Annotated in this window: 17 protein-coding genes; all 17 read left to right on the top strand. The window is 55.0% G+C overall.

Annotated features, from left to right (window positions below):
* Nucleotides 1-725: 725 nt before the first annotated feature.
* A complete protein-coding gene (locus tag J3U87_RS35415; protein ID WP_420038229.1) occupies nucleotides 726-869 on the top strand; it encodes a DUF6985 domain-containing protein in 144 nt (47 codons plus the stop codon).
* Nucleotides 870-938: 69 nt separating this feature from the next.
* Nucleotides 939-1,823, top strand: coding sequence for a hypothetical protein (locus J3U87_RS28980; RefSeq protein ID WP_237379279.1), 885 nt, complete (start codon nucleotides 939-941; stop codon nucleotides 1,821-1,823).
* Between the two features lie 326 nt (nucleotides 1,824-2,149).
* Nucleotides 2,150-3,634, top strand: coding sequence for a phage portal protein (locus tag J3U87_RS28985; RefSeq protein ID WP_237379280.1), 1,485 nt, complete (start codon nucleotides 2,150-2,152; stop codon nucleotides 3,632-3,634).
* Nucleotides 3,635-3,735: 101 nt separating this feature from the next.
* Nucleotides 3,736-5,166, top strand: coding sequence for a phage head morphogenesis protein (locus J3U87_RS28990; protein ID WP_237379281.1), 1,431 nt, complete (start codon nucleotides 3,736-3,738; stop codon nucleotides 5,164-5,166).
* 44 nt (nucleotides 5,167-5,210) lie between these two features.
* Nucleotides 5,211-6,461, top strand: a complete 1,251-nt coding sequence (locus J3U87_RS28995) for a hypothetical protein (protein WP_237379282.1) — start codon at nucleotides 5,211-5,213, stop codon at nucleotides 6,459-6,461.
* Nucleotides 6,462-6,471: 10 nt separating this feature from the next.
* Nucleotides 6,472-6,831, top strand: coding sequence for a hypothetical protein (locus tag J3U87_RS29000; protein WP_237379283.1), 360 nt, complete (start codon nucleotides 6,472-6,474; stop codon nucleotides 6,829-6,831).
* Between the two features lie 37 nt (nucleotides 6,832-6,868).
* Nucleotides 6,869-7,732 (top strand): HK97-fold major capsid protein, encoded by an 864-nt coding sequence (locus tag J3U87_RS29005; protein ID WP_237379284.1) that lies wholly within the window; start codon nucleotides 6,869-6,871, stop codon nucleotides 7,730-7,732.
* A gap of 14 nt (nucleotides 7,733-7,746) precedes the next feature.
* Nucleotides 7,747-8,082, top strand: a complete 336-nt coding sequence (locus J3U87_RS29010) for a hypothetical protein (protein WP_237379285.1) — start codon at nucleotides 7,747-7,749, stop codon at nucleotides 8,080-8,082.
* Nucleotides 8,069-8,521, top strand: a complete 453-nt coding sequence (locus J3U87_RS29015) for a hypothetical protein (protein WP_237379286.1) — start codon at nucleotides 8,069-8,071, stop codon at nucleotides 8,519-8,521. The genes J3U87_RS29010 and J3U87_RS29015 overlap by 14 nt, the downstream gene beginning before the upstream one ends.
* Complete coding sequence (locus J3U87_RS29020; protein ID WP_237379287.1) at nucleotides 8,521-8,877, top strand: hypothetical protein; 357 nt, start codon at nucleotides 8,521-8,523, stop codon at nucleotides 8,875-8,877. The genes J3U87_RS29015 and J3U87_RS29020 overlap by 1 nt, the downstream gene beginning before the upstream one ends.
* Before the next feature lie 13 nt (nucleotides 8,878-8,890).
* Entirely contained in the window at nucleotides 8,891-9,379 is a 489-nt protein-coding gene (locus J3U87_RS29025) for a phage virion morphogenesis protein (RefSeq protein WP_237379288.1), read from the top strand.
* Nucleotides 9,380-9,698: 319 nt separating this feature from the next.
* Nucleotides 9,699-9,914, top strand: coding sequence for a hypothetical protein (locus tag J3U87_RS29030; protein WP_237379289.1), 216 nt, complete (start codon nucleotides 9,699-9,701; stop codon nucleotides 9,912-9,914).
* Nucleotides 9,915-9,989: 75 nt separating this feature from the next.
* Nucleotides 9,990-11,093, top strand: a complete 1,104-nt coding sequence (locus J3U87_RS29035; RefSeq protein ID WP_237379290.1) for a hypothetical protein — start codon at nucleotides 9,990-9,992, stop codon at nucleotides 11,091-11,093.
* A complete protein-coding gene (locus J3U87_RS29040) occupies nucleotides 11,083-11,703 on the top strand; it encodes a DsbA family protein (RefSeq protein ID WP_237379291.1) in 621 nt (206 codons plus the stop codon). Before J3U87_RS29035 ends, J3U87_RS29040 begins: the two co-directional genes overlap by 11 nt.
* Before the next feature lie 165 nt (nucleotides 11,704-11,868).
* Nucleotides 11,869-12,441 (top strand): hypothetical protein, encoded by a 573-nt coding sequence (locus J3U87_RS29045; protein ID WP_237379292.1) that lies wholly within the window; start codon nucleotides 11,869-11,871, stop codon nucleotides 12,439-12,441.
* Entirely contained in the window at nucleotides 12,432-12,695 is a 264-nt protein-coding gene (locus J3U87_RS29050) for a hypothetical protein (protein WP_237379293.1), read from the top strand. The genes J3U87_RS29045 and J3U87_RS29050 overlap by 10 nt, the downstream gene beginning before the upstream one ends.
* Nucleotides 12,696-12,704: 9 nt before the next feature.
* The gene (locus J3U87_RS29055; RefSeq protein WP_237379294.1) at nucleotides 12,705-14,558 is read left to right on the top strand and encodes a phage tail sheath C-terminal domain-containing protein; all 1,854 of its coding nucleotides are present in this window, start codon (nucleotides 12,705-12,707) and stop codon (nucleotides 14,556-14,558) included.
* The last annotated feature ends 4 nt before the right edge of the window (nucleotides 14,559-14,562 follow it).

Genomic DNA, 14,562 nt, shown 5'->3' on the forward strand with positions numbered 1-14,562 from the left:
AGCTGAGAGCATAAAGGAAAGTTGGCGAGCACACTTTGTCGTCAAATCATCCCCGTGCTTGCGCAATGCGATTAAGTTAAGGATTCAACCTTAGCGGTTAGGCCGGTAAGCAAAGGTGTAACAGACGGTTTTTGTATTTCGGTTCGTTGGCAGACGGCGTAGGTACTTTCAGCCCGGCTCGATGCTGGTGAGCGAACGGACAAACACCTCCTTTAACTTTTGGATTTGTGGGCTGGGCTTTCCGCGTAATAGCAATAACGGCAACGTGTTTTTAATTTTCGCCAAAGCTTGCGTGAGGCATATTTTGTAGTTGACCTTTTTCCTGAGGTTTGATCTCTTGACTATTTCTCGACAATCTATGCTACAGTAGTCCGGTCACAATTAAGTCAAATATGTTTATTGCACAAGCGACCGTTTTAGTTGCACCACAGGCCACGATTTTGTCAGACACGAGCAATTTCTGTGAAGTTACTCTTGTTTGGGATAATCTTTTGGTTAGGTACAGTGAATAATTTAGCCTTTGATCCTTTTCCTGGGTCAAATCTTAAGCTACACGCAAACATCAAAATTGAGGAAAACACACCTTTAGACGATAATTTAAACGCCGTCTAAGGATTTTTTAGATCCCAGTCGACGTTAGTTTCGGAAATCTTAAAAGGCATTTTTGAATACTACAAAACAATGCGTTCTCGATATGAGCGAATGGGGTCCAGTGGGTAAAAAATATGCCGGATTTTCAGTCATCAATCGAAATACCAGCATTGGTAAACCTTAATTACATTACTGTTAGCTGGCCATATGGAGGCTCGTCACTGATTGGACTAAGTTACACCTGTGATTGGGCTGAGGAGCATGGTCTCGGGGCGTAGTCAATAAAACCCGACTCGGTAAAGTTGGATCCGCTGATTGTGCAATTGTATGAATTGGAGATCAGTCTTATGAACAAGAAAAAGAGAAAAGAAATGCAAAAAGCTTTAATTGAAGCTGCCGAAAGAAGAAGGCGAGAATCTCTTTGGAGCCCAGACCTTCCACCCGAAGAGCTGGAACATTTTGCAATTGAAGCTGCTGAAAGAAGAAGGCGAGAATCTCTTTGGAGCCCAGACCTTCCACCCGAAGAGCTGGAACATTTTTCAAAAGTCACTTCTCAGTATTTTGAGTGTTATCAAAGCATTTCAAAGAAATGTTCATTACCACGGAGACCGATACACAATGAATCCCCTGGAAAAAGTCATTTTGGGGGTTCCTTTCTTTTTCCGGATCGAAAACCTCTACCCAAATCAAAAGACGGGACGCTACTTACTCCGGTTTTTGAATTTTACGTAGACGAACTGCCATTTGTTCCTAGCCAATTAGATGGGACATTGTTAATTCAATTGTTCTTAGAATTAAATCAGTTTAATCCGAATCACTACGATAATTATTCACAATTGGAATACAGCGGAGGCGATTGGGAAATAATTACTTATGATTCGATTGAAAATTTAACTGAGCGCGTATCGAATAACGGCTTTGATCCAGATTTCCTAATATGGGATGAAGTTGTTACTTATCCTTGTTATCCCGACGACTTGGGAATTGTGCCAGACAACTTAGAAAAGCTATTTGAAGAACTTCCTCGTTCAAACGAAATGGCTGGTGAGAAAATCACAACCGGTTATTGGACACGAATTGGAGGGTGGCCAACTTGGTTAACTGGGAGCAATGTCGGCGATTTCTTAATTCAAATCGATGGAGACAGCAGTGGTATCAACCTAGGTTTTGATGGCCAATTGTATTTGGGGTTGGATAAAGGTAAATGGGAAATGGCGTGGGAAATCGGTTAAATGAAAATAGGTTACGCTAGAGTATCAAAAGCAGACGGTTCACAATCGTTAAATTTGTAAGCGGTACCTGCTGGCCTGTCGCATGGCCAACGTCGCCGAAATCAAGAGGAAGAACACTGCATCCGTCACATCGAAGACCATCCCGGTAGGTAGGTCAATAGAGACCTCGTTTCTCTACTCCACGACCAAGGTTTTCTCATGCGTTTCGGAACGGTTTTCAGCGGCACCGAAGCGCCAAGCGTGGCTTGGCATGATCTCGGATGTACAACCAAGTTCTTCGCGGGAATCGTCGAATTCCCGTCGACAATAAAGCATGGGGCAATTCCATGAAAAACGACCCAGCGGTTTCAAGCTCAGATGCAATTGGGCCCCTCGCGACGGTCGCGGCCCTTGACCCATCGGCCTTTTCCACCATCCAAACCAACGAGGCCATCCCCTCGGGATGGACCGAGCGCGCCAAAAAAGCATGGGCCTTCTACCAAGAGGAACCCTTGGTCAAGAACTGCATCAACAGTTGGAAGACCTTCGCCGTCGGCGACTGTATCCAGTTCGCTTCCAACGACGACGACCTCAAGCAGGAAGCAAGCACCCTGGCCCAGCGCGTCCAGTTATCCACCTTCGTCAAGGACATGATTCTCCAACTGCTCGTCAAAGGCGATGCGGTTGGGTTCAAGTCAACCGATCCCAAAGGTGACCTGGCCGAACTGGTGTGTGTGAACCCGGTCTCGGTCAAGGTCACCTATGAAGACGGCAAACTCGTCAAAGCCGCCCAGCAGGCGGAAAACAACGTCGGCGACGGAGGCGTCAAGCTCCCCGTCGACCAACTTCTGCACCTCAAATGGGACGCGCCGACCTTCTCGCAGCGCGGCAACAGCATGGTCCTGCCCGCGTTCGAGTCCATCGAACTCTTGCGAGACTACCGCCGCGCCGAACGTGCGATCGCCAAGCGCTGGACGACACCGCTCCGGTTGATCAAGGTCGGCGGCAGCTACGGCCAAAAGATGGTGATGCCCGATCAGGCCATGTTGGAGCAGACCCGCGACATGATCAACCGGATGGACCTCAAAAGCGGGCTGGTGGTGCCGTTTTACGTGACTTGTGAGACCCACGGCACCGAGGGACAGGTCCTGAACGTCGAAGACAAGATCAGCGACGTCAAGGAAGACATCATGGTCGCGCTCGGCCTGTCACGGAGCATGGTTACGGGAGACGGGCCCAACTTCGCGACGGCCTCCGTGTCGCTTCAGAAGATGCTGGTCATGATCCGGGAAATCAAAGGGTTCGCCATCCGCATCCTCGATTGGGTGTTCGCTGATTGGATCGAAGCCAACGGCTATTCCGGCAAAAGCCTGCAATACCTGTTCAACGACCTGGACCCCACCGACGCCGTCGACTACAAGAAGCTATTGCTGGAACTCTACGACCGCAAATTGATATCCCGGTCGACCCTGCAAACCAAAATGGACCTGGTTCCCGATATCGAGCGCGACAATCGGGAACAGGAAAAGCGCTTGGACCTGTTCGACGAGCGAACGACCCGACCCATCATCGACCTGGTTGTGGCCGGAGTGTTGGACATCTCGCAGGCCAAAGCAATTCTCGGCCTGGACGATGGCGCCACAACTGAGGCCCAAGCGACCGCTTTGGATGGGTTGGGTACTCAGGCCTCGAACAAGCTTTGTGACGACTGTGCCCACTTCGACGCGGACACCAACCATTGTCGGATCCATCGACGGGAAACCCTGTTCGATAGCCCGGCCTGTCGGTTTCTCTCACAAAAGCCGGATCCGGCCGCAGGTAGGGAAAGGTGATCGCGGCAACAGCAGCTCGGACACGCGACCCGCTAGCGATTGCGATTCGCAACGCGACCATTGAAACGGTCGCCGACCGGAACCAATACACCGAGAAGACCGTGTCGGAATTGGTTGCGCTGCTGGAAGCCACACAAAAGGATGTCCATCGGATCATGTTGCGGGCGAAGACGCAAAACATGGTGGAGAACGACAAACGAGCAAAGACCCATGGCCTTCAGACTCTCGAAAAGGAAATCAGCGCCATAGTCGGCGATCTCCGCGCCAACAGCTCATTGTTGTTTCGGCGGACGATTCGGGAAGCCTTCAAAAACGGCATTCGGGGTGGGGCTCAAACACTCATGGCCGCGAGCCTTCCGTATTTCAAGGACCTGGCGCCGAGGGGCTTGAACAAGTTGACCACGTCGGTGTTCCAGGTTATCGACCGCGACGCCTTAGATTTCCTGGCCAAGTACACGGTTCGCTTGTCAGGCGACGTATCCCGCGAATTGCGCGATGGGATCAAGCGCACCCTGTTGACCGGCATCGTGCGCGGCCTCAGTTCGGAGCAAATCGCCAAAGAGATGGGCCAGGTCATTCCCGACCTGGAATCGTTTCGAAATGCAGGTGGCCGGGTGTTTTCGAAGGCGCAATATCGGTTGGAACTCATTGCCCGAACCGAGACCTTGCGTGCGCACAACCAAGGACGGGTCACCTTCTACCAACAAGTCGGTGTCGAGAAAGTGGAATGGCTCACCCTGGACGATGAACGGGTATGTCCAGTCTGTGGACCACTGAACGGCCAAGTGTTTCCTATCGATCAGCCTCTTGACCAACCGCGGCATCCGAACTGCCGGTGCACGCACGTGCCGGCGGGTGACTTCGAAGTTGCCGAGCCTGGCCGCAAACAGAAAGGCGGACTCAAGCCACCGGATGAAATCAACCGTCTGGCGAAGGTCAAAGCCACCAAGCGACGCGAACGTACTCGCGCCTTCAACAGTGGCGACCCCGCGCAATTGAAAGCCTTGCCCTCTGGTCAACTCGCGCAATTGTCGATCGACGAAGGGTTGAGCCTGTGGCGATCCAAATCCGAGTTGGTGGCCCAGTTGAACCGCCAAAACCCTGCCGTCGACCACAGCCGCCTGGACGGCGCAGCATTGCAAGCAACTTTACGGGCCGCAAACATCGGTCGCCGCCGTGATCGCTCCGAGTTGCTGGCGCAGCTCAAGCGCGCGCAAGCCGAAATGATTGCCCTTCGCGAGAAAGCGGAGGCCCTGACGCTCAGCGACTTGACGGTGGCCGAACTGCGGGAGCTGGCCAAAGCCTATTCGGTGCCGGTGACCGTCACCCGAAAGGACGTGATCGACATCGCGACCGACCGATACCCCAAACGCGATTGGACGGAAGTGGCTGGCGCCGAGCTGGCCGCCCTTCGTCGCAAGATGGGCCTGAGCACCGTCAAGACCAAGGATCAATTGATTCGAGCCATCGAAGACCGCCTGGGTGCGCGCCTGGCCAAAAAGGCCATCAACCGTCCGACACTTCGCAAGTGATTGCTTTAGGTAGATAGGGAGAGCGTTTTTCAACGAGGTGGCGCATGGATTCAGCCGATCCGCAAACCCTTGATGCCCAGCCGCAGAATGATGCGTCGGGATCCTTGAGGTGCACAACGACCGTTCCCGTTGATCTGGAGCCGCTCACAACTGCCGCCGATATGGCCACGACTCTCAACGTCGACCCGAGGTTCCGGTTCACCTTGTGCCACGTGGGCACCAACCGCAATGGCGATCACTTTGGCGAAGACGAATTGCGCCAAGCGTTTTCATCGGCCATCGGCCAGAAAATCGACCTGGCCCACAGTCAGGACATCAAGGATATCGTCGGCGCGATCACCGCCGCCGACCTGGCCGGTGCAGGCGAGGAAACCCGAATTGAATGCCAAGGCGAGCTGTACACGCGCGAAAGCGCGTTGGCGAGATTGGTTCACAAGCTGATCGCGCGACGGGTCATTCGCCAGGTGTCCATGGAATGCGATTACCAAACCGGAACCTGCAGCGTGTGCGGCCAATCGTTTCGGGCCAAGGCCGATTACTGCGTGCACCTCAAAAAGTACAAAGGCAAGGAATACCAGGGGAAACCGGTGTTCGAGGTCTTGAACGGCGTTCGATTCTGTGGTCTGGGCCTACTTTCCAAGGAAGGTGCCGACCCGAATGCCCGAATCACCCAAGTCGCCCATCGCGATGCGGACAGCCCGAAAGGAGACACTTTGGAAGACGTCACGGAACCCAGTCAGGAAACGCAGATACCCAGGGCCGCCAATTCACCCAATGACGATAAACCCAAAACCGAGCAAGCACCCAAAGGCCAAGACGCGGAGCTGCGACGCGTTCAGACAGAGAACCAACGCCTCAAGGACGAAAAGCAGGCCGTCGAAAGCAAAGTCCTGGAATTGACCAAGCAGGTCAAGCAACTTCAATCGGAGCAACAGGCCGCCGCGCGACGGGAACGTGCGGCTTCTCTGATTGCTCAGTTGGAAACCGGCGGAATCGTATTGGACGCGTCGACCAAGACTGCGGAACTCGACCGGCTGGCCGAGTTGGATGACGCCGCCTTTACCGCGGCCAAGACCACATGGGATTTCGCGCTGTCGGCCGCGGCCAAGAAAGGCGCTGGTGCTCCACCAAACAAGCCGACCGGGACCGCCCAAACCTCGGAGCCTGGCGTTGCCAAAACCGCAACCGCCGACGTTCGACCGCGCGACGTGGAAGACCGGATTGGTGGTGACCTCCAATCCCGCCTAACCGAGCGATTTATGGGTGCTTGGCGCGCACGCACCAACCAAACCTAAAGGGGGAATCATGCCGTTCTTCAGATCTCTTCACCGAGGTATCGCATACGGTGCCGGGCACATGCAAACGGCTGGCACCGAAGGTCAAGTCGTTGCGCTGACTGGCAACGATCTGTTTGCACCGATCACCGGCAACGCAACGCCGTTTGGCATCCTGCGCGCGGATTGCGCGGTCGGAGAGATGCCAGGCGTGTGGTTCAACGGCGGCCTCTACGAAACCGATCGCTACGAGGGCACACCTACCGCAGGCGCACCACTGACCTTCAGCGCCAACAGCCTGTTGACGGCCGATGTTCAAACGGATGATTCCGTGATCGGCACCGTCGTCGCGGTCAACGGCAGCACGATCAAGTTTAAGTTGCTTATCTAAACCGCCTGACCGGCGGTTCTCATCGAAAGGGGAACACGTGGAAGAACAAGTCGTGGACTACCACAGCCAGGAGTTCTTGGAAACCATGGCTGGGTTGATGACCGAAGCGCTGGACACGCCTGGCGGGCTGCAGGCCCTTGCCGCCGCGATCGCCGCACCGATCGAAAGCGAGATCATGCGCCGGGAGATCAGTAGCCTGTTGCTCACGCGGCATGCGCTGCCCAAGGGCGAACGCGCGGTCTACCAGATCAAACCCCAGGTTCGGGCGTATTGGATCAGTAAGCACGGCGACGCCATCGCCCAGGAACTCGGCCAGGATGAAGTCGAACTCCCAATTAACCGGATCCACAGCGCACCGACGGTCGATGTCTCCGTGCTTCGCCACGGGAACATCGGCACGATTCAGGACATCCAGCAAAGCGCCGCCGACGCGATTCGGACGGAAATAGACCGCCGCACCATTTCGGTGATCAGCGAAGCGGTTCCCACGTCCAATACGATCGAAGTCACCGGCGGCAAGCTGACCGAGGAAGCCTTGAACGAAGCGATTTCGATCATCGAGGACAAGGAACTGTCGGTGAAGCACATCGTGATGCGCGGCCGTCGCTTCAATGACCTGCGTTCGTGGGACCTGGACCCGACGACCAAGGCCGAGCTGCGCGCCAAGGGCGTCGTCAAGAACTACGGGACCGGGTCCATCCTGCTGACCGCGTCGGCCTCGATGAACGAGGTGCTGATCGTGCCGAACAAGGAAGTCGGCAAACTTGCCGTGCGTGAACCCCTGAAAACCCAACCGATCGACAAGGCGATGGAGTTCTCAACGGGTTGGTTGGTCTGGTCGGAAATCGGTCAGGGCGTGACGCGTCCCGACATCATCACCAAGATTCGGATCTTGGATTAACGGAGGTGGCCATCATGCGGGTCAAAAACATGCGCCCCAACGTGCTGATCGTCGCCGATGCCCATGCGCGTCTGAATCCTGGCGAGACGTGCGAATGCTCGGAGACGCCGCAGATCAAAGCGGCCTTGGCCAACGATTTTTTGGTGGCGGTTGATCCTGTCGACACTTCGAAACCGGAACTTGAAACCCGTCACGAAATCACCTTGATGGGTTGGAGCGACGCGTGTGACGCGGCAGCGGCGTTAACGGATGTTGGCGAAATCGACCACCTGCTGACCGAGGAAACCCGCCGCACCGTGCAAGACGCGTTGCGGAAACGCAAACGGGAATTGACCGATGCGGGTGGCTGACCTGATTGTCGACCTGCAAGTGGATCTTGCCGATCCCGATCACGGGCTGTTCACTCAGGCCGCCTCGGAACGCTTCGTGTCCAAGGCGGTCCTTTTTGTGGGCCGCGATCTTGACAGCACATTCCAAATCGATGCGGGCGCGATCACGCCGGAACCGGACGCCGACACACGCGAATTGTTCCTGATCCTGGCACAGATCCACGCTTGCCAATTCATGCGGGCGCGAACGGCGACGGTCATTGACGTGTCGAGCGGCGACAAGAGTGTGGACCGGAGCCGCACGCCGGTCGAATGGGCCAACCTTGAAAAGGACCTTCGCACGCACTACCAACAACGACTGGCGGCAGCTCGGCCGACACCGTCGTCGCCAGGTGACGATTGCGGGCTGATCACGCCGAACTTGGCCACGGTCATCTATGAACAGGGGCGAGACCTGTAATGTGGACAAGCCGGGAAGCGGACGACATCCGCCAAGTCTTCCGAGCAATGATCGAGGCGTGCGATACCAGGGCCCGCGTGCTACGACGGGGCGAAGGCGAGCGCCTGTTCGGCCCCGATCCCGACGGCTGGGATGAGGTTGGTGAAGAACCCATCGAGATCATTCGCACCCCGCCGATTGACGTCACGAACGCGATTGACGCCAAGGCCAGCACCTTCCCGGATTCGGTCATCCAGGCCGGTGACCGGTTGGAAGTCAGTGGCCAAACCTATCGGGTCCAGACACGGGTGGAAAAGGACTTGTTCGGCGTCGTGACCCATTGGGAACTGGAATTGGTCGAGATCATCGAAACATGAGGTTGTGGCAGACATGGGCATGAAACGTACCGGTGACTGGAACGAGTTGAAGCGGAACGTGGGTTCGAATTTTGGTGCACGGCTGGCCGTTGAACTCCGAAAAGCCACGACCAAGAACGCAATCATCCTGGTTCGGGCGATCAAAAAGGGCATCATCAGCCAAGCACCTGGCGGCCAAAAGTTTGTCGCATTGTCACCATCGACGATCGCCAATAAAGGTTCATCTAAGGCTCTGATCGATGAAGGCTATTTGATCAACGCGATCACGCAAAAGATCATGGGTGATAAGGCCATCGTGGGCTTGATGCGCGGTGCGACGAACAAGCGAGGCGAAGACCTGGTGAACATCGGTGCGGTTATGGAATTCGGCGCAACGATTCGGATGCCGAACGGCACGCTGATCGTGATTCCCGCACGGCCATTTTTGCACCCGGTGTTCGACGAGATGCGAGGGGAAATGGTCGGGAACTATCGAAAGGCCATTCAAAAGGCTGTTGCATGATTGAATTCACAAACTCAGACAAACCCTTTGCCTTCGAAGAATTTGTTTTATTGATGGAAACCGGCACTTTGAGCTCGCAGTCTTCCTTCTTATCAATGTTGCAGTTTGCATGCTGCTTGTAGTTACTATCATTCAATGTTTTTAAATACTGTATTGTGAAATATTGAATTAAAATTAAAACATCTTGAATCATCCATTTGATTTGATTATCATTCTCTTCTGTGGCCACAAGAGTAATCCCAGTCTAGAAATATAACCGAAGCGATCGGGATGCGGTGCTGTCCTCGCGTATTCCGATCTGCTTTACAGGAGAACCAAAATGAAAAACCTTTACCTCTGCCTCGTCGTGGCAGTATCGTTGATGTATGGGTCATTTTCCATGTGGTCTTTTGCGGGAAGCCGCGACAACGATCTTCATTGCCAACAAGAATGGATGGATGATATCAATGGCTGTATGGGAGACGGCGGCGAAATAGGCCCGGCCCAAGAACGTTGTCTCCGTGCGGCTCAAAGAGCCTATGAAGCCTGCATCTAAACGGAACTCAAAGTAGGATAATTAATCACCAGGCCGGAAAGAAGTCATTCTTCCCGGCCTGAACGGAGAAGACACATGTTTTTCATTGCTGTTGCCGTTTTGGCCGTAATTCCCGAGTGGCAAGTTTCCGTTGACTATTACATGCCGCTTTCCTCGAAATCGACCGTCATAGACGCTTCTGGTAATATATACACATTAAATGCGCACGAACCCTTTGTTACACAGTACTCAAAAGAGGGGAAGCGTCTGAATAATTTTGTAAAAAAGGGTGAGGGTCCTGACAGCGCCATGTCGCCAAAGTCTCTGTATTATATTGGTGACCATTTGATTATCAAAGACTCAAAGTATTTCAAAAAATTTTCTACCGACGGCGTATCCGTTCATGCTGAGCGCTTGAAAAGCCAGAAAGGCTTTTTCGTCACGGAATACCTTTCCCTACCTGTTGTCAACGGATGGGCTTGCATATTGAACCCCTTCTATTTAAAGAAAGATACCCCACTTCTCTTCATCGACAATGACGCGCCACCTCTTACCTTGATGACCTTGACAGAATTGCAATCATTTGGCTTTGACGCCGACGCTTATTCACCGTGCCGACCCTCCTATGGAATGAAAATAGATCGGTCAGGTCGCTTCGTTTACGTCAAGGATGACGACGAATACAAGTTCTGGGTTTTCGATATGACAACCAAAAAGGCCGTTGGAACGGTGCATCGCGCACTCAAGCCATTGTTTAATCCCGAATGGGGTGAATCGATGTTTCAGAACCATATCGAGGAGTCGAAAGAAGATCTCCGAATCATGGGCATTGACCCGAATGCTGCGCACCATACCGAACGTGACTTTCCAACCCATTGTCCGGGCGTTCGAAGTTGGTTGATTGATCCACACGGGAACTTGATTGTCATGGCCTATTCAGAAAACCCTGCCGTTGACAAACCTGTTCATGGGTACAACACCAAAGGCGAACCGATCGAACTCAAATACTCTTGGGAAGCCTACGAGCGGATTCTCGGCTTTCACGGAGAGTTTGCCTACGTGGCGACCTTTGACAATGATGAGGAACAGGCTGGTATCGCCAAAGTCAAAAAGCAAGATGTGAACGCCTTCGTGGCGAAACATCCAGTGATTTTTAAGATGACCGCCCGGCACTTCTTCGGTGGAAAGTATGCCAAATGAAAAGGTTAGCTTCTCGGGTACACTCCTTCGAATTTATCCGGTACTCGCGACCCTTTTGATTTTGTTTCTCGCATACGCAAACAACCAATTGATGGCGAGGCTGAAGACCCAAGCAAAGGTACCCGTGCTCATCGAGCAGGAAAGCGCGCCGTCGACCGGGTCAGATTCGGCGCCCGTCACGATTATCGAGTACACATCTCTTTCCTGCGTCTACTGTCGTATCGGTTTCCAGAATTTGGACAACCTGATCCGCGAGAAACCCAACGGAATTAGGGTGGTGACCAAGTTTGTCTCTGAGGAACCGGGCCAACCTCTCGAAACATACCTTTGGAACACACAGTTTGAGGGCACCTTTTGGTCCTCGAGAAGTAAGGTCCACGCCCTTTCTCATAGCCCATCCGAGCTTGCAACATTCATCGCCCAACTTGACCCGGAAATGCGCCCCTTGGATCCGATCGCCTGGAAAAGATACCGATCCCATGTAGATCGAGAGGTGGAAGAACTAGAGATTAAAAGATTTCCGACCTATTTCGTCGACGGCATCAGGGTCGAGGGAAGTGACCTTGACCCCATGCTTGTGGCTATAGAAAAGGTAACAGCCACTGATTGAAGTCGCTCTAGGCCACATCCCTTCCGTTTCTCTTGCTCGTAATCAAACGCCGTCAGGCCCAGTGCTGCCGGCGTTTTTTATCGAGCATTGCGTTTTGATGCTTCGACACTTGGCTCGCCATCCCGGTAGGTAGAAAAGGAAGTGCCCCACATTGGAGTCGCCGCCTTGGATACCCTACTTCTGACCATCGAATCGCTGATCAGGCTTTGTCAGGCAGACATCGACGGCAATACAATCTTGGTGCCCAAGGACGACCCATTCGAAGTCAAGCGCCTGCCTTCGGTGATTCTGCAAGGTCCCGTCCTTGAGGAACACAAGCGGCGTCGCACGATGGCCACCTTCATTAACCGCGACCTGCCAAACCTCACGTACACCGAAGGCCGTTTCCCGCGCTTGTATCACCTGGTGTTCGACCTGATCGTGACCACGCGAACCGAACGAGAATTGATCCAATTCCACGAGGTCGTCGCCCGGTTTTTCGCGCGCCATCCGCAATTGCAGGTTGCCGACCGCGGCACGTTGACGCTCACCGTCGACAAGCCGCTCGGTTCGGTCGCACGCGTGAATCTGTCGAATTTGCGCCAGGCGTCCGGTCAGTTCCGGGTGGAGGACTGCCCGATATTCGACGGGGCACTTCAAACCGGCAAGCTCATTCGTGATCGCATGGTCGCGTTTGAGGGCTGCCAACACGAAACCATCACGATTCATCCCGACCAAGAGGTGTCACTGTGCCCCTGATTCGAAACCTACTGTTTCAGCCCATCACTCTGAACACGACCGGAGATCATGACGCGGTCCACTTGGGAAGCCGAAAGGTGCTGTCGGTTCCTGCCGACCAGATTTCACCCGAAATCGTCCTGGCCGCGCACCGGGGGTTCATCAAGATCCTGCCCGATTTGAAGGAACGTCAAACGCCATCCGCTTCCCAAACCGGATCCGGCAGGACCGCACCGAAACCGCGTCGCCGCACCAAGCGGTCGAGCAACCGATAGGGAGGCGACATGACGGCTTATCTCAGTCCTGGTGTCTACACCAAGGAAACCGACTTTTCTTATTACGTCCGGCAAATCTCCACATCCACGGCTGGCATGGTCGGCGTCGCCGAACGTGGACCGATCAACCAACCGCAACTGGTCACGAGTTGGGAACAGTACACCAACCGCTTTGGTGGGTATACGGCCAACGGGTATTTGGCCTATGCAGCCCGGTCGTTTTTCGACAATGGCGGCCGCAATCTCTTCGTCAACCGAATCGCGCACCTATCCGATCCCACCAACCGGGCATCCGTAACCGCCAGGCGGGCGACAACGACCTTGCGTGACCGTCGGCAGGTCGCCGCCTCCTTGACAACCGGAACCGCCGGCAACGACGAGATCACATGGACGGCAACGGTTGCAGGGGCGGCCGGGAATGCGATCACCATTGAAGTACTGGCGACTGGCAACGATTCACCTCTGACCGTCGATGTGGCCGACAATGCCGTCACGATCCGACTTGCCACCGACAGCGGCGGCATTCCGATCACGACGGTCGCCGAGTTGCGCGCGGCCCTGGCCGTTCAGGCATCGGCAGTGATATTGGCCGAATCCGAAGATTCGGGCGTTGTTGCCCCGTTCGCAGTCGCCTCCCTTGCCGGAGGAAGCGGCGCGGGCGACACCCTCACCGTATCCGCTGCCAGCGAAGGCTCCTGGGGTGATTACTTGGAAGTGATCGCGTCTGAATCAGGTCGGGGGACCGGCACCTACGATCTGGCTGTTCGGTATCGCGGCCAACAAGTTGAGGTGTTCCGCGACCTGTCGATGGACGAAAACGCCCCCAACCATTGCGAGCTGGCCGTCAACGGCGTGTCGGCATTCATTGTGGTAGAAGACCTCAATCCCGGTTCGAATTCGACCGACGACCAACCGCAGGTGGGCGCCTCACCGCTTGCCAGTGGCGACGACGGCCTGACCGGCCTTTCCGATCAGGACTACATCGGCGACCCCTCCCAGCACACCGGCCTGTATGCCTTCCAGGAACGAGACGCGTTGAATATGCTGGCGGTGCCCGGCGTGTCGTCCTCGGCAGTGATCGCCGCGGGTGCCGCCCTGGCAGAATCCCGAAGAGACCTGATGTTCCTGGTGGACCCGCCCATGTTGCTCGAGCCCCTCGAGGTCATCGACTTTCGCAAGGGTGAGGGCCTTTACAGCCACGCCCCCATTCAATCGTCCTACGCGGCGATGTACTATCCCTGGCTCAAGATCTCCGATCCGGTGACCGGCCGTGATCGACTTATTCCGCCGAGTGGTGCGGTGGCGGGTTGCTACGCCCGATCCGATCTGTCCGCCTACGTCTGGCGTGCCCCTGCCGGGATTGCGCGCGGCCGAGTCTTCAACGTTCTCGGCGTCGGTTACCGGCTTTCCCAGGGCGAGATGGACGCCCTCTATCCCGAGGGTATCAACCCGATTGCCGTCTTCGACGATTCGGGTGTCACGGTGTGGGGTCAACGAACCCTTTGGGGCCAATCCACCGCGCTCGATCGCGTCAACGTGCGACGCCTCATGATCTACCTAGAAGAAGCCATTTCCAAGTCATCGCGGTTCGTGGTTTTCGAGCCTAACAACGAGCAGACTTGGCGCGCCATCAAACGCACGCTGAACCCCTTCCTTCGTGAGGTGCAGGACAAGGGCGGCTTGGCGGCTTATCGCGTCCAGTGCGACGAAGACACCAATCCGCCAGCCGTGATCGATCGCAACGAAATCGGCGTCCGCATCTTCGTCACGCCGGTCAAGGCCGCCGAAATGGTGGAACTGAATTTCACGCTGACACCTACCGGCGCCAACTTCCAAGAAATCTACACCGGCAACCGCCGATAACCTG

Origin of the sequence: Sulfidibacter corallicola, assembly GCF_017498545.1 — a bacterium.
Classification (GTDB): Bacteria; Acidobacteriota; Holophagae; order Acanthopleuribacterales; family Acanthopleuribacteraceae; genus Sulfidibacter; species Sulfidibacter corallicola.